This is a genomic window from Pseudoalteromonas sp. SD03 (assembly GCF_040937955.1).
GTDB lineage: Bacteria > Pseudomonadota > Gammaproteobacteria > Enterobacterales > Alteromonadaceae > Pseudoalteromonas > Pseudoalteromonas tetraodonis.
The window spans coordinates 3253211-3267993 of record NZ_CP162514.1 but is presented as its reverse complement, the minus strand read 5'-3'; the positions used below and the strand labels follow the sequence as shown (position 1 = coordinate 3267993).

Annotated in this window: 15 protein-coding genes; 12 read left to right on the top strand and 3 right to left on the bottom strand. The window is 41.2% G+C overall.

The window, feature by feature from the left end; all coding sequences use genetic code 11:
- Nucleotides 1-837: 837 nt before the first annotated feature.
- Nucleotides 838-2376, bottom strand: coding sequence for a phosphoenolpyruvate carboxykinase (locus tag ABZP26_RS15220; protein ID WP_013464243.1), 1539 nt, complete (start codon nt 2374-2376; stop codon nt 838-840).
- Nucleotides 2377-2514: 138 nt separating this feature from the next.
- Here ABZP26_RS15220 and ABZP26_RS15215 point away from each other — a divergent pair, with 138 nt between their 5' ends.
- Nucleotides 2515-2643, top strand: a complete 129-nt coding sequence (locus ABZP26_RS15215) for a hypothetical protein (protein WP_013464244.1) — start codon at nt 2515-2517, stop codon at nt 2641-2643.
- Here ABZP26_RS15215 and hslO read toward each other — a convergent pair.
- Together hslO and hslR are read right to left on the bottom strand one after the other, a co-directional pair.
- The gene (hslO, locus tag ABZP26_RS15210; protein ID WP_013464245.1) at nt 2640-3485 is read right to left on the bottom strand and encodes an Hsp33 family molecular chaperone HslO; all 846 of its coding nucleotides are present in this window, start codon (nt 3483-3485) and stop codon (nt 2640-2642) included. The genes ABZP26_RS15215 and hslO overlap by 4 nt on opposite strands.
- Before the next feature lie 12 nt (nt 3486-3497).
- Nucleotides 3498-3920 (bottom strand): ribosome-associated heat shock protein Hsp15, encoded by a 423-nt coding sequence (gene hslR, locus ABZP26_RS15205; protein WP_013464246.1) that lies wholly within the window; start codon nt 3918-3920, stop codon nt 3498-3500.
- Between the two features lie 201 nt (nt 3921-4121).
- Between hslR and gspC the strand changes: the two genes are divergently transcribed.
- From gspC to gspM, 11 genes are all read left to right on the top strand, one after another.
- Nucleotides 4122-5066, top strand: coding sequence for a type II secretion system protein GspC (gene gspC, locus ABZP26_RS15200; protein ID WP_013464247.1), 945 nt, complete (start codon nt 4122-4124; stop codon nt 5064-5066).
- Nucleotides 5067-5089: 23 nt separating this feature from the next.
- Complete coding sequence (gspD, locus tag ABZP26_RS15195; protein WP_013464248.1) at nt 5090-7156, top strand: type II secretion system secretin GspD; 2067 nt, start codon at nt 5090-5092, stop codon at nt 7154-7156.
- Nucleotides 7149-8714 carry a type II secretion system ATPase GspE gene (gspE, locus tag ABZP26_RS15190; protein WP_024601513.1) on the top strand — a complete coding sequence of 522 codons (1566 nt, stop codon included), beginning with the start codon at nt 7149-7151 and terminating at the stop codon, nt 8712-8714. The genes gspD and gspE overlap by 8 nt, the downstream gene beginning before the upstream one ends.
- A 2-nt stretch (nt 8715-8716) precedes the next feature.
- Nucleotides 8717-9952: a type II secretion system inner membrane protein GspF gene (gspF, locus tag ABZP26_RS15185; protein ID WP_016900324.1), complete on the top strand. Its 1236-nt coding sequence runs from the start codon at nt 8717-8719 to the stop codon at nt 9950-9952.
- A 69-nt stretch (nt 9953-10021) separates the two neighbouring features.
- Nucleotides 10022-10444 carry a type II secretion system major pseudopilin GspG gene (gspG, locus tag ABZP26_RS15180; RefSeq protein WP_016900325.1) on the top strand — a complete coding sequence of 141 codons (423 nt, stop codon included), beginning with the start codon at nt 10022-10024 and terminating at the stop codon, nt 10442-10444.
- 49 nt (nt 10445-10493) lie between these two features.
- Complete coding sequence (locus tag ABZP26_RS15175) at nt 10494-11081, top strand: prepilin-type N-terminal cleavage/methylation domain-containing protein (RefSeq protein ID WP_013464252.1); 588 nt, start codon at nt 10494-10496, stop codon at nt 11079-11081.
- Nucleotides 11081-11455 (top strand): type II secretion system minor pseudopilin GspI, encoded by a 375-nt coding sequence (gene gspI / locus ABZP26_RS15170; protein ID WP_013464253.1) that lies wholly within the window; start codon nt 11081-11083, stop codon nt 11453-11455. The genes ABZP26_RS15175 and gspI overlap by 1 nt, the downstream gene beginning before the upstream one ends.
- Entirely contained in the window at nt 11456-12121 is a 666-nt protein-coding gene (gspJ, locus tag ABZP26_RS15165) for a type II secretion system minor pseudopilin GspJ (RefSeq protein ID WP_013464254.1), read from the top strand.
- A complete protein-coding gene (gene gspK / locus ABZP26_RS15160) occupies nt 12121-13107 on the top strand; it encodes a type II secretion system minor pseudopilin GspK (RefSeq protein WP_013464255.1) in 987 nt (328 codons plus the stop codon). Before gspJ ends, gspK begins: the two co-directional genes overlap by 1 nt.
- The gene (gspL, locus tag ABZP26_RS15155) at nt 13104-14312 is read left to right on the top strand and encodes a type II secretion system protein GspL (RefSeq protein ID WP_013464256.1); all 1209 of its coding nucleotides are present in this window, start codon (nt 13104-13106) and stop codon (nt 14310-14312) included. Before gspK ends, gspL begins: the two co-directional genes overlap by 4 nt.
- On the top strand, nt 14309-14782 hold the full coding sequence (gene gspM / locus ABZP26_RS15150; protein ID WP_368485130.1) for a type II secretion system protein GspM: 474 nt from the start codon (nt 14309-14311) through the stop codon (nt 14780-14782). Before gspL ends, gspM begins: the two co-directional genes overlap by 4 nt.
- Nucleotide 14783: the final 1 nt, after the last annotated feature.

The following is a 14783-nucleotide window of genomic DNA, read 5'->3' as shown; positions in this document are numbered from 1 at the left end:
TCTGCAGGAAAGTAAAAATATTAGCTATCAGCCGTCAGCCGTCAGCTATCAGCTATCAGTTGCACAGTGTCAACCTGTACTTTGTAGCGTGGGTTGAGTATCTCGAAAGCTATGGGTAAAAGAATGCGACGAGCACCTTAGAGCCTAATACATACTCTACCGCTGTGGGCACTACGACATTACCAGGCTCCAAATTGAGAAAGCCCGTCTAGCAATCGTCGGGCTTTTTTACGTCTGTAGGAAAGTGAAAATGCAGGTCAAGGTAAAAGGTAATAGGTTAAAGGAAGAGAGTTGATCAGAGCTGACACCACGATATTCTATTGTGTTGTTGCTACGAAGTAGCACACCATGGCTCCAAATTTAGAAAGCCCGATCAGCAATCGTCGGGCTTTTTACGTACGCAGGAATGACACACTAAAGGCCTGTGGTGAGTAAAATGCTAAGGGAGTTCAGCGATTAAGCCCAACGTGATTACTTAGGACTGTGTACAATACTAATCTACTTTGTTGGTGAAGTCATAGTCGTGTGTGACCTTGAATATAGAAGGGGAAGCGTGTACTTCACATCGCTATCAAGTCTAATGTACGCATATATTGCTAGCCTAAATATATAATGTTTAAACGAATCAGCTACAGCTTTTTTAAGGCCTTATAAGATCGCTGTATGCATATAGAAAAACTCATTTAAGTTGGGCTGAAAAGTGACTATGGTCTTTATTTTAGCTATTAGATGATTTTGCAGAATATATTAAAGAAATGATATTTGTGGAATAAACCAAGTAGGATCAAAAACGCCAACTCAAGGTTGGCGTTTCAATTATGAGGTTAAAGGTAATTATTAAACCTTAGGGCCTGCATTTTTAATTTCTTCAGATACGTCGTATTTTGCGAAGTTTTCTGTGAAATCAGCGGCTAGTTTAGCTGCATATTCAGCATACTTTGCTTTGTCTTCCCATGTGTTAATTGGGTTAAGCAGCTTGCTATCAACGCCTGGTACTGCAACTGGTACGTCTAGATTTAGCACGTCAATGTGTTGAGTTTCAACACCAGCTAATTTTCCAGATACGATTGCGTCAACAACAGCACGTGTTGTTGGAATATCGAAACGCTTACCAATACCGTACGGACCCCCTGTCCAGCCTGTATTAACTAGGTAAACTTTAGCGCCGAACTCGCGTACACGCTTCATTAGAAGTTCTGCGTAGACACCTGCAGGACGTGGGAAGAAAGGTGCGCCAAAACAGGTTGAAAATGTAGATTCGATATCACTGGTAGAGCCAATTTCTGTAGAGCCTACTTTTGCAGTGTAACCACTTAAGAAGTGGAATGCTGCAGCTTCTTCGGTTAGTACAGATACTGGAGGAAGGACACCACTTACATCACATGTTAAGAATACAACCGCTTTAGGCTCGCCTGCACGGTTTTCAACTTTGCGTTTTTCAACATGCTCCAGTGGATAAGCTGCACGGCTATTTTGAGTTAGGCTGGTATCATTAAAATCAGGAACGCGATTTTCATCAAGTACGACATTTTCTAAAATTGTACCGAATCGAATAGCGTCCCAGATAACAGGTTCGTTTTTCTGAGAAAGGTCGATACATTTAGCGTAACAACCACCTTCGATATTAAATACACTACCTGGTGCCCAGCCGTGCTCGTCATCACCGATTAAGAAGCGAGTTGGATCGGCTGATAACGTTGTTTTACCTGTACCAGATAAACCAAAGAATAACGCAGTATCGCCTGCTTCGCCTACGTTAGCAGAACAGTGCATTGGTAATACACCTTTCGCTGGTAGTAGGAAGTTTTGCACAGAGAACATCGATTTTTTCATTTCACCCGCGTAGCGCATGCCAGCAAGTAACACCTTACGTTGTGCAAAGTTAATAATAACTGTGCCATCGCTATTGGTACCATCGCGTTCTGGATCACATACAAACGAAGGTACATTCATTACTTGCCACTGAGGGAAGTCTGCTTTGTTGTATGATTCTGGTTGGATGAACATGTTTTTAGCGAAGATATGGTGCCAAGCAGTTTCTGTTGTTACAACCACTGGAAGATAGTGCTCTGGATCAGCGCCAACTTCAAGGTGAGAGATAAAGTGGTCATTGCTTTGCACATGTGCTTCTACACGTGCCCATAACGCGTCAAACTTATCTGCATCGAATGGGCGATTTACATTACCCCATTGGATTTCATTTTCAGTACTTGATTCTTGAACAATAAAACGATCTTTTGGAGAACGACCGGTACGACGACCAGTGTTAGCTACAAAAGCACCATTGGCGGCTAAAGTCCCTTCGCCACGGCTGATAGCGTGTTCGACAAGTTCAGCTGCAGTTAGATCGACAAAACGGGTAGCGCTTGAAGTCATGTTTATACCTAAATTGTGTGAGATTGAACGGGATAGCTCTGGGTCTTAGTAACCTTTAAGCTGCAATTATAGTAACAGATGGATTAAGGATATTCGAGCTTATAAACGCCGTAAAAACATATAAATTAAGGAAAAAACATGAATAATTTCAATGATACCGGTGTCATGAAAAATGCTCAGCTTGTGATACCGGTGTCATTTTTTAGGCACAAAAAAGCCATAAAAAATTATGGCTATTTTGTGCTGTGTTTTATAAAAGTAGATTAGTTAAATATACTTTTTATATCTTGCTCGTTAAACACATAATCTTTTAAACAGTAATGGCAGCTAATTTTAATCTCACCATTTTTTTCAACATCGTCCAAAAGCGCTTGTTGGCCAACATTAACTAAAGCCGTCATCGTTTTTTCGCGGTTACAGCCACATTTAAATTGAATTGGTTGAGGATCAAATACTCGCGGATTATCTTCATGATAAAGACGCGTTAAAATAGTATTGGCATCGAGCTCTAATAGCTCTTCATCTTTAATGGTATTGCTGAGTGCTTCTAAGTGAGCAAAATCTTCAATCGACTTTTGTTTATCAACAGGTAGCACTTGTAAAAATAGCCCACATGCTTTGGCGCTTCCCTCTGTGGTGTCGGTTGCAAACCAAAGGCGCGTTTTTAATTGTTCAGATTGCTCAAAATAGCTTTCTATACATTCACTTAAGGTATCATGCTCTAAAGGCACTATACCTTGGTAACGCTCCCCTTGCGTCGGAGTAATAGTGATAACCATGTAACCTTGGCCTATAAGCTCTCTAACTGTTGACCCTGTCACTTCACTTTGAAGTCGTGCTATGCCACGCATATTTTGTTGGTCGTCACCGTTAATAACGGCATATTTTACCGGCCCATCACCTTGTAGTTGAACGGCAATTTCGCCTTCAAACTTTAATGTTGCTGTTAATAAACAGGTTGCAACAAGCAGCTCACCTAGTAATGCTTTAACGGGCTCTGGGTAATTGTGTTTAGCAATCATTTCATTGTAAGCGTTGTCTATTTGTACGAGTTCGCCACGAACATCGAGATTGTCGAATAAATAGCGATGAAGTAAATCTTGTTGCATGAGCGGCTATACCTAACTTGATTTCATTTTTAAAAGTTCGCGTCTTTGCTTTTTATCAGGCTTTTTAACCGGATGAGGTGCAAAGAAGCTGTTATTTTTGCGTGCGATAGTATTTTCTTCACGCTTAGCAATACTTGCATCAGATTCTTGATACAAGGTCTGTGCAATGGGGGCGCTTTGGCGCTTTTCAAGTATATTTAATACTGTGACAGTTTTTTCATCAACGCCTTGGGCTAGCTTTATAACTGCGCCAATTTCTACAATTTTGCTGGCCTTACTACGTTGACCATTATAATGTACTTTGCCGCCTTGTACCATTTCGCGTGCTATTGCTCGCGTCTTATAAAATCGAGCAGCCCATAACCATTTATCTAACCTGACTTTAAGTTCGCTCGAGTTTTCTGAGTTGTCGTTGAGTTTAGCTTTCTTTGTCATGGAACATCTCTAGTAAATTCGGTTATTAGCTAAATTACCATGAAATAGGTATGCCATGAAGTTATAGCTTGATTCTGTAACTAATGAGGAAGATAAATTAATCTGTTTACAAAGTTTAATATTAGCGTGCTTGTTGAATGAAAAATGAAAAGGTACTATGGCTGGGTGATTTCGCTATAAATTAAAATAAGAACACTACTTATGGAACAGCACGTTCAACAATTTAAACTGCTATTAAACCGTTTGCCACACGCTAAATTAAGCGTGTTAGTTATGGTTTTAGTTATTGTTTATATTGCATTTTTGTCATCAAAGCTCGTTTGGCTTTTATGGCCGCACCCAGTAACAACTCCTCTTGCTCCCAGTAGCTACTCTAGTCAAGTCACGGGCGGCAATAACCAGTCTGTCGATTCGATTATTGGGCAATTTTTATTTGGTAAAGTAAATGTAACAAAAAACACCAATACTGCCCCCCAAGCCAAAGTTATTAATAATGCCCCTGAAACGCGCTTAAGTATAAATTTAACCGGTATTGTTGCTGTGAGTAATGATGATAAAGCGGGGATGGCCATTATTGAATCGCAAGGTCGCCAGGCGAGTTACTTAGTTGAAGATGTTATTCAAGGTACACGTGCAAAGGTATCGCAAATACTCCCAGACCGTGTCATTTTAGATGTAAGCGGCCGCTTTGAAACCTTAATGCTTGATGGGCTCGACTTTACCAAAACGGTGTCTATGCCGGTACTAGCCGCGCGAGATGAGCCTGAGATGGGGCCGTTAGCACCTTCATCGCAAAGTGAAGAGCAGATAGATGCGACTGCCAACCTTGAAGTAAAAGAAGCATTAATAGAAACCCGCGAAGAGCTTTTAGAAGAGCCTGGTAAATTATTTGATTACATACGTGTTGCCCAAGCTATGAATGATGGGGAACTTATAGGTTACCGTTTGAGTCCAGGTAAAGAGCCTGAATTATTTAAACAAATGGGATTACAAAATAACGATTTGGCCGTGGCAATTAACGGCTATCAATTAACTGATTTAAAACAGGCTATGGCAGCAATGAATGAGCTGCGAAATAGTACCGATGCAACTATCACCATAGAGCGTGATGGTGAGCAAATCGATGTGCTTTTTAGTCTGCAATAACTTAGCTTTGGAGTTTTAACATAATGGTTCAGGTGCTACACCTCAAAAAAATTAAAAAAGGGTTAGCTAAGTATGCGGCACTTTTTTTAGCGGCAAGTCTTTCTATGTCGGTTGCTGCTGTTGAATATGCTGCTAACTTTAAGGGCACAGATATTAATGAGTTTATTAATATTGTGGGCAAAAACCTTAATAAAACCATCATTATTGATCCTAACGTGCGTGGCAAAGTTAATGTGCGCAGTTATGAGTTAATGGATGAGGCACTTTATTATCAATTCTTTTTAAATGTATTAGAAGTTTACGGCTATTCAGCTGTTGAAATGGATAACAACATTATAAAAATAGAAAAAAGTTCAGATGCTAAAAAATCCAATGTACCGTTAATTACAACGGACAGCGATGCAGCTGGCGATATGATGATCACTCGGGTTGTACGAGTTAAAAATGTCAGCGTACAAGAGTTAGGCCCTTTGGTTCGCCAGTTTAGTGACCAAAAAGATGGCGGTCATGTTGCTAACTTTAATGCCGCTAACGTGATGATGCTAACAGGACACGCAGCCTCTGTTAATCGTTTGGTAGAAATTATTCGCTCTGTTGACCAAGCGGGTGATAAGCGCGTTGATATTGTAAAACTTAAATATGCAACAGCTGATGATGTGGTATCGGTAGTTGATAATATTTATAAAGACAGTGGCAAGGGCAGCGTTCCTGAGTTTTTAATTCCTAAAGTTGTGGCTGATGGCCGAACTAATAGCGTGATTGTGAGTGGTGAAGGTCAAGCTCGTACCCGCGCCATTGATCTTATTAAACGTCTCGACGGCGAACTTGAAAGCCAAGGTAATACCAAAGTATTTTACCTAAACTACGCAAAGGCAGAAGATTTAGTCAAAGTACTTCAAGGTGTGAGTAAATCGCTGGCAGAGGATTCAAAAGGCGGAGCAACCAACAATGCGCGTAGTAGTAATAGAAACGACACGAGTATTGAAGCACATCCTGATTCTAACTCACTCGTCATTACCGCTCAGCCAGATACGATGCGTTCACTTGAATCGGTTATTGAGCGTTTAGATATTCGCCGCGCACAAGTATTAGTAGAAGCCATTATTATTGAAGTCATGGAAGGTGATGGCGTTAACTTTGGCCTGCAATGGATTTCAGAGCAAGGTGGGATGCTACAATTTAATAATGGTACAACAGTACCTGTTGGTTCGTTAGCCGTAGCGGCAGAACAAGCCCGTGATAAAACGGTAACTAAAAATATCATTGGTACTGAATCAGGTACTGTCACCAAATATGATGAAACAACTGAAGGTGACTACGGCCCACTAGCATCATTACTCGGTGGTATTAATGGCTTAGCCATGGGGGTAATTAAAAATGACTGGGGCGCAATTGTTCAAGCTGTTTCAACCGACACTAATTCGAATATTCTAGCGACTCCATCTATTACTACAATGGATAACGAAGAAGCATCTATTTTAGTTGGTCAAGAAGTGCCAATCATTACTGGTTCGCAAACAGGTAGTAACAACGAAAATCCATTTCAAACGGTTGAGCGTCAAGAGGTGGGTATTAAACTTAAAGTAACCCCTCAAATTAATGATGGTTCAGCGGTGCAGTTGACCATAGAGCAAGAAGTTTCAAGTGTTAGTGGCGCAACAGCAGTCGATATTTCGGTGAACAAGCGCGCAATTAAAACTACTGTAATGGCCGATGATGGCGGTATGGTGGTATTGGGTGGCTTGATTGATGAAGATGTACAAGAGAGCGTTTCAAAAGTGCCACTATTAGGCGACATTCCTATTTTAGGCCACTTGTTTAAGTCAACTAATACAACAAAGCGAAAACGTAATCTAATCGTGTTTATTAGACCGACCATTATTCGCGATGGCATTAGTATGAATAAGCTCAGCTTTAGTAAATATAACTTTATTCGCGGTGAGCAATTTAAAAAGCGTGAAGATGGCATTAACTTAATGCCAATGTCTGATACGCCTATTTTACCTGAGTGGAATGACGAATTAGTGTTACCACCTACGTACGAAGAGCATTTACGCAAACAAAATGCACAAGAGCGTAACAATGACTAATGCGATAGAAGATATTAATCAAGACGTTGTTCATCCAGCTGCACATAACAACGATGAAATGCTTGAACAAGAGGATTTAATTGAGCTGCCTGCAAAGCGTTTGCCGTTTTCATATGCAAGGCGGGTGGGTGCGTTACTTAGTAAACATAAGGATAACCGAGTTGTTTACTACCGTGGCGAGTTGGATATTGATGTATTGCTAGAAGTGCGCCGCATTGCAGGACATGGCTTCACACTTGAGCAACTAGAAGATGATAAATTTGAGTTATTACTAGAAGCATCGTATCAACGTGACAGCTCAGAAACTCAGCAAATGATGGAAGACATTGGTAACGAGGTTGATTTATTCTCGCTGGCTGATGAGCTTCCTCAAACTGAAGATTTACTTGCTGGTGATGACGACGCGCCTATTATCAAACTCATTAATGCCATGTTGAGTGAGGCCATTAAGGAAGGCGCATCTGATATCCACATTGAAACGTTTGAACAAGAACTGGTTATTCGTTTTCGAGTGGATGGCGTACTCAAAGAAGTTTTAAAACCTAATCGTAAATTAGCCTCTTTGCTGGTATCGCGTATTAAAGTAATGGCCAAACTCGATATTGCAGAAAAACGTATACCGCAAGATGGCCGTATTAGTTTACGTATTGCAGGGCGTGCAGTAGATGTGCGTGTATCGACTATGCCATCGAGCTTTGGTGAGCGAGTCGTATTGCGTTTGCTTGATAAAAACAATGCGCGTTTAAACCTTGAAGATTTAGGCATGACCGCGAAAAACCGAGAGCTATTTGCTGATTTAATTAGTAAGCCTCACGGTATAATCTTAGTTACAGGCCCTACAGGCTCTGGTAAAAGTACTACTTTATATGCCGGTATGAGCCAAATTAACTCGCGGGATCGCAATATTTTAACGGTTGAAGATCCCATTGAGTATGAAATCCCAGGTATTGGCCAAACACAGGTTAATACCAAGGTTGATATGACTTTTGCCCGTGGCCTACGCGCTATTTTACGTCAAGATCCTGATGTGGTTATGGTTGGTGAAATACGTGACTTAGAAACCGCTCAAATTGGTGTACAAGCATCGCTGACTGGTCACTTAGTTATGTCTACATTGCATACCAATACCGCCTCAGGTGCAATTACCCGTATGGAAGATATGGGTGTTGAGCCATTCTTATTATCGTCATCATTACTCGGCGTATTGTCACAGCGCTTAGTACGTACCTTATGCAATAGCTGTAAAGAAGGGCATATTGCAGATGAGCGTGAATGTGAATTACTCGGCGTACCGTTTGATAATGCTCCGACGATTTACCGCGCGGTAGGGTGTGAAGAGTGTAACTTTAACGGTTATCGTGGTCGTACAGGTATTCACGAATTATTAGTCGTTGATGAAACTATTCGTGAAATGATCCACAGCGGTAAAGGTGAGCAAAGCGTAGAGAAATATATTCGTAAACGCAGCCCAAGTATTCGTCAAGATGGCTGCAGCCGCGTACTTGCGGGTAAAACAACGCTTGAAGAAGTATTACGCGTAACCCGTGAGGAAGGCTAACAATGGCGGCGTTTGAATACCGTGCATTAGATGGCCGGGGAAAAGAAAAAAAAGGAATTTTAGAAGCGGATACAGCAAAGCAAGTTCGCCAACTTTTACGCGATCAAAAGCTAACCCCCCTCGAGGTGGTGCCAGCTGCTCAAGATGATAAACAAGTTCGAGGTCAAAAAGCGCCATTATTAGGCTCTTTATTTAAGCCGACAATATCAACGTCAGATCTTGCTTTGATTACACGTCAACTTGCGACCCTAATTCAGTCAGCCTTACCCGTTGAGGGTGCCGTGATGGCGGTTGCTGAGCAGTGTGAAAAACCACGGCTAAAACGTATGTTAATGTCTGTGCGCTCTAAAGTGGTGGAAGGGTATACGCTTGCTGATGGGATGAGTGAATTTCCGCATGTATTTGACGATTTATACCGTGCAATGGTGGCCGCAGGTGAAAAGTCAGGTCACTTAGATCAAGTACTTAACAGATTGGCTGATTACACCGAGCAACGCCAACACATGCGTAGCCAAATTACGCAAGCGATGGTGTATCCCATTATTTTGGTCGTGTTCGCTATTGGTATTGTTTCAGTATTATTAGGTACTGTGGTGCCTAAAATACTAAAAACGTTTGAAAAAACCAAACAAGTATTACCTTGGACAACCGAATGGGTCATGGCGGGTAGTCATTTTGTACAAAATTATTGGTTTGTTAGTTTATTAGCGATCACGGCGATTGCTATTGGAATTAAATACGCACTTAAAAAACCTAAAGTACGGTTTTGGTGGGATGCAAAAGTATTACATATGCCAGGCATAGGTAAGGTTGCTAGAGGTATTAACACGGCGCGCTTTGCCCGTACATTAAGTATTTTATCGTCAAGCTCAGTGCCGCTACTTGAAGGAATGCGTATTTCAGGTGGGGTGTTGGTTAACGAAAAAATAAAGCAAGCAGTGGCAGATGCCGCAGAAAGAGTCAGTGAAGGGGCGAGTCTTCGTGCTTCACTACAGCAAACTAAGTTGTTTCCACCAATGATGCTACATATGATAGCCAGTGGTGAAAAGTCCGGTGAACTTGAGCAAATGTTAGAGCGTGCTGCTAACAATCAAGATCGCGAGTTTGAAAGTATGGTTAATGTGTCATTAAAATTATTGGAACCGGCAATGATTGCCTCTATGGCAGTGATTGTGCTTTTCATAGTAATGGCAATTTTGCAGCCAATTATGGCAATGAACAAGGCCGTAGGTCTTTAAGTATTTTTTATATTAATGATTTAAACAAATCATTTTTGCTTAGTGTTTTTAGAATAACGAGGTAATAACGTGAATAAACAATCAGGTTTTTCTTTATTAGAAGTCATGGTGGTACTGGTTATCATCGGGATGATCATGTCGATTGTGGCACCTAATATTATGGGCCAGCAAGAAGAAGCGGCTATTGATAAAGCGCATTTAGATATTCAGCAGTTAGAAGATGCTATGAGTTTGTACAAGCTTAAAAATAAAAGCTACCCAAGTACAGAGCAAGGTTTAGAGGCATTAGTTACTAAAACCAGTATTGAGCCCATTCCAAAGCGTTTTCCTGATGGTGGCTTTATTAGCAAGTTACCGGAAGATCCATGGGGTAATAATTATCAATTAATCAGCCCTGGAGAAATAGGTAAATTTGATATCTTTTCGATGGGTCCAGATGGCGAACCAGCCACCGAAGATGACATTGGTAATTGGGATGAAGATAAGCAGTAATGACCAATAACTTTACCATGCACTTAAACATAATACATTGGGGCTTGCCATGCAGGTAAGCCCTAAGCACCTGAGTGCAAAGCATTATGGTTTTAGTTTAATAGAAATTTTAGTGGTATTGGTGATCATCGCCTTTGCCACCAAAATGGTGGTATACAGCTTAGATGGCGGCGCTGAAGAAGCGTTAGACAAGCAAGCAAATAGGCTGCATACCACCATTAATGCCGCATCGGAATTTGCGGTGCTTAATCAAATAGAATTAGGCCTTTTAGTTGAGCAAAATACGCTTGAATTTTTAGTGTTTGATGGCGAAAAATGGATTAGCTTTGATCGTGAAGCTTTATTTAAGCCAATTGAGATCGAACCCCAATTTAAATTAACACTTAATCTTGAAGACCTACCTTGGGCACAAGATAACTTACTAGAGCAGTCAAATTGGCGTGAGCTAATGAGTGGTAACAATGAAGACAGTTTATTAGAGCTTAAAAAGTTAAAAGTACCGCAAGTGCTTATTTTATCCTCTGCCGATGTAAGTGCGTTTCAGCTCATGCTTGAATTAAAAGATCAGCCAGAGCCGGTGTACTTTATTGAAGGTAAATTTGCAGCCCCAGTCGATTTTCGTCGAGAGCCCCAATAATGAAAAAATACCACGGGTTTACATTATTAGAAGTCTTAGTTGCACTGAGTATTTGTGCCATGGCGGGTATTGCGGCAATGCAAGCAACCGGTGAGCATATTCATCACTTATCAAGTATTGAAGAACAAACGTATGGCTCATGGGTCGCTGAGAATGTATTGGTAGAACAACGAACGAAAGGCGAAAAATGGCAAGGTAAAAATGGTACCCGCGGCAGTGAGATGATGGCGGGTATTGAATGGTTTTGGCGCCAAGATGTTGTGCCCACTGCCGACAAGAGCTTTGTAAAAGTCACTATTAATGTGTTTACGGATGATAAGTACGAAAATTCAATTTATGAGTTAAGCACTTACTTAAATAAAGGTAAGCTTTAAGTGAAGCAGCGCGGTTTTACATTATTAGAAGTGATGGTGGCACTAGGTGTGTTGGCGTTTGTGATTATGGCCACCCACCAAATACTTGATACCACAACGCGAGCTAAACAAGCATCAGATGAAAAAATTGCTGAACTAAATGGGTTACAAACAGCCTTCAGGCTAATGGATCAAGACTTTAGCCAAATGACTAAACGCCAAGTGCGTAATGAAGCTGGAGATTTTCAAGAGGGATACTTACTTGCTGGACGCTACATTTTAGAAAGCCAGCTTGATGGTATTGCCTTTGTACGTGATGGTTGGATGAATCCCATTAACTTACTCCCTCGCTCAGAGTTACAAGCTGTTGGTTATCGCGTCATTGATGACAAGTTAGAACGCGTATATCGCATTTATGTCGATCAACTCGATAATATGGAGCCTCGTAGCCAAGTTATTTTAGCCGCAGTCGAAGAGCTTAAATTTGAGTTTTTAGATGGTAGCGGTAAGTGGCAAGAAGACTGGCAAATTAAGGCATTACCTAAAGCCGTTGCGGTAACTATAAAGCAAATGGATGCGGAGCCTATCAGGCGTGTGTTTTTAGTGCCAGGACTCGGTAAAGAGCTACCTAAACCAGTAACTGAGGGGACTAACCCGTCGCAACCTAATGGCCGGGGTACGCCTTGATGAACCAACAATCTTCGCGCGGCGCGGCTTTGGTTATTGTGTTATTTATTGTAGCGCTTGCAGCTATTTTAGCCGTTGAAATGAGTGCTAATTTAATGGTGCAAGTACAAAGAAGTACCAATTTACAAAGTCAGCAACAAGCGAAATGGTATGCCTATGGTGCTGAAGAGCTAGCAATTAAAGGTTTAATTCAAAGTAAAAAAGACGATCCTGAAAAAACCACATTAGCGCAGCCCTGGGCAAAGCAAGGCGATGTAAAGTACCCTGTTGAGAACGGCACTTTAAGCGGCCAGTTGACTGATTTACAAGCGTGTTTAAATTTAAACGCGCTTGGGGTTGAGCCAGACCCAAATAGCGGTAATAAAACTAACCCAGCACATAAAGCGTTGTTTGCTATTTTAGAAAATATAGATGATTTACCCAGTGATGAATCAGAAGAAGGGATGGCCGACAGTGTGTTTGATTGGCTTGATGAGAACAGTATAACCTATCGCTCTGGTGCCGAAGAGGGGGAGTATTTATCTCGTCAGTTTCCATATATGACGGCTAATAGCTTATTTGCATCGGTGTCTGAACTGCGTTTAATTAAAGGGTTTAATCCTTTGGTTATGGAAAAAGTGCTGCCTTTTGTCTGTGTGATCCCAGGTAGTACGTTACTTTCAATTAATGTTAATACAGTCACTGAAGAGCAAGCTTTATTGCTCAGTGGCCTAATAGACGAACTGAGTGTTTCGGGTGCTCAAGCGGTAATTGCAGCGCGACCTGAAAATGGCTTTGATAATATTGAAGAGTTTTTTGAGTCTGTTAAACAACAAGGCGGCAAAAATATCAAAGCAGTAGAAAAGCTTTTTAGTTTAAAAAGTGAATATTTTAAATTACAAACGCAGGCAAAATTTGTTGATTTGCGTTTTTCGATGACCACATTACTGTATGCCAGCAATGGCGAGGTAACGATACTGGCGCGAAAATTTGGAGGCGTACAGTGACAGAGATACTGTTGATCCGCACGGGTCAAACCGAACAAGACTTGCTTAACTGGTTAATATACTCACCACAAGAACAAGAAATAATAGCCAGTGGCGAGTTACAAAATGCCAGCCAGTTAAGTGAACTAACTGAAAAAGCATCAACCCGAGAGCTCGTGGTACTTTTACCATGTGACCAAGTGCAATTAAAAACGGTGATACTGCCAACTAAATGGAACCGTAAGCTAGAGCAAGCACTGCCTTATATGCTCGAAGAGGATATTGCCTGTGATATAGACGATATCTATATAGCGCTAGGGGAGCCGACAATGGTTGAAGCGCAGCATGCAATTAGGGTTGCGCTAATGAATCGCGATTGGTTTGAGCACTGGTTAGAGGTGTTTGAGCAACACCAGCTCACTGCTCATAAAATAGTGCCGGATGGCTTGTTATTGCCCAGTGCAGAAGAGCCTTGTGTAGCGGCAATTGAGCTCAACAAGCAATGGCTATTTAAAAAAGGTGACTGGCATATCGGTGCGGTTGAAAGCAGCTGGTTAAAGGAATATCTAACGGCTTTAGGTAACCCTGATATAAAACATTACAGCCCTGCAGAGCAATTTCCTGAAACGCTTACCTTGCATCCGCAAACCAGTGATTATGAGCTGCCGTTAGCATTATTTGCTAAGCAGTTAGATCAGCTTAAATTTAATTTGCGTCAAGGGCCTTACACGATTAAAAAGAAAACGGCTTTATGGTGGGGTTACTGGAAAAGTGCCACCATAATTAGTGTTATTGCTTTGCTATCGAGTGTGGCTATTAAAGCGGTTGAATTACATCAGCTTAATTCGCAGCTTGAGGTAGCTAAATCACAAGTAGTAGAGCGATTTCAAAAAGCCTTTCCAGGCACGCGGGTGCGCCCTCACTTAATTAAAAATCAAATACAGGGAGCACTGGATAAAGTGCAAGGTACGAGCGATGCTGGCTTTTTAGATTTAACCAGCAAGCTGGTGAGTGTATTTTCACAAGTGAGCGAATTTACACCGCAAACCTTACGTTTTGATAAGCGCCGTAATGAATTACGTATTCGTGCTCGTGCAAAAGACTTTCAAACCTTTGGTAAGGTTAAAGCCATTCTTGAGCAGCAAGGTGTGACTGTTGAGCAGGGGTCGTTAAATAATGATGGTGATTATATCGTCGGCGAAATTAGACTGCGAGGTGCACAATGAAACAGCAGTTCATGAAATATTGGGGTTCATTAAAAGAACAAGAGCAGCAGTTAATAATGGTTGCGGGTGGTGTATTTATTATTTTTGTTTTGGTAATGGGTATATTTAGACCCTTAAATACGGCAATAGAAAATGCGCAACAATCACAAATAAAACAACAAGAATTGCTAGCATGGGTAGACGACAGTATCGTTAAACTTAAAGCAGCAGGTAAAGCGCAAGCGGTGAGCAATCAAAACCTCAGCCAAATAGTGAATAATACGCGCGGTCGTTACAGCATTAATATTAGTAAAATGCAGCCAAATGATAATTCACTTCGTTTAACACTCGACTCAGTGGAGTTTAATCAATTAATCCAATGGATTGACGAGCTGGTTAATCAGCATGGTTTAAGCGTAGAAAATTTAGATTTAAGCCAAAATGATAAATCCGGTTATGTACGCGTTAGCCGTTTAGTATTAGAGAAGTAGT

What these genes read in the sequence shown, in the direction of transcription:
- gspI (WP_013464253.1), top strand. Translation starts at nt 11,081, where the DNA reads ATGAAAAAATACCACGGGTTTACATTATTAGAAGTCTTAGTTGCACTG.
- ABZP26_RS15175 (WP_013464252.1), top strand. Translation starts at nt 10,494, where the DNA reads ATGCAGGTAAGCCCTAAGCACCTGAGTGCAAAGCATTATGGTTTTAGT.
- hslO (WP_013464245.1), bottom strand. Translation starts at nt 3,485, where the DNA reads ATGCAACAAGATTTACTTCATCGCTATTTATTCGACAATCTCGATGTT.
- ABZP26_RS15215 (WP_013464244.1), top strand. Translation starts at nt 2,515, where the DNA reads ATGAATAATTTCAATGATACCGGTGTCATGAAAAATGCTCAGCTTGTG.
- gspM (WP_368485130.1), top strand. Translation starts at nt 14,309, where the DNA reads ATGAAACAGCAGTTCATGAAATATTGGGGTTCATTAAAAGAACAAGAG.
- ABZP26_RS15220 (WP_013464243.1), bottom strand. Translation starts at nt 2,376, where the DNA reads ATGACTTCAAGCGCTACCCGTTTTGTCGATCTAACTGCAGCTGAACTT.
- gspE (WP_024601513.1), top strand. Translation starts at nt 7,149, where the DNA reads ATGACTAATGCGATAGAAGATATTAATCAAGACGTTGTTCATCCAGCT.
- hslR (WP_013464246.1), bottom strand. Translation starts at nt 3,920, where the DNA reads ATGACAAAGAAAGCTAAACTCAACGACAACTCAGAAAACTCGAGCGAA.
- gspD (WP_013464248.1), top strand. Translation starts at nt 5,090, where the DNA reads ATGGTTCAGGTGCTACACCTCAAAAAAATTAAAAAAGGGTTAGCTAAG.
- gspF (WP_016900324.1), top strand. Translation starts at nt 8,717, where the DNA reads ATGGCGGCGTTTGAATACCGTGCATTAGATGGCCGGGGAAAAGAAAAA.
- gspC (WP_013464247.1), top strand. Translation starts at nt 4,122, where the DNA reads ATGGAACAGCACGTTCAACAATTTAAACTGCTATTAAACCGTTTGCCA.
- gspK (WP_013464255.1), top strand. Translation starts at nt 12,121, where the DNA reads ATGAACCAACAATCTTCGCGCGGCGCGGCTTTGGTTATTGTGTTATTT.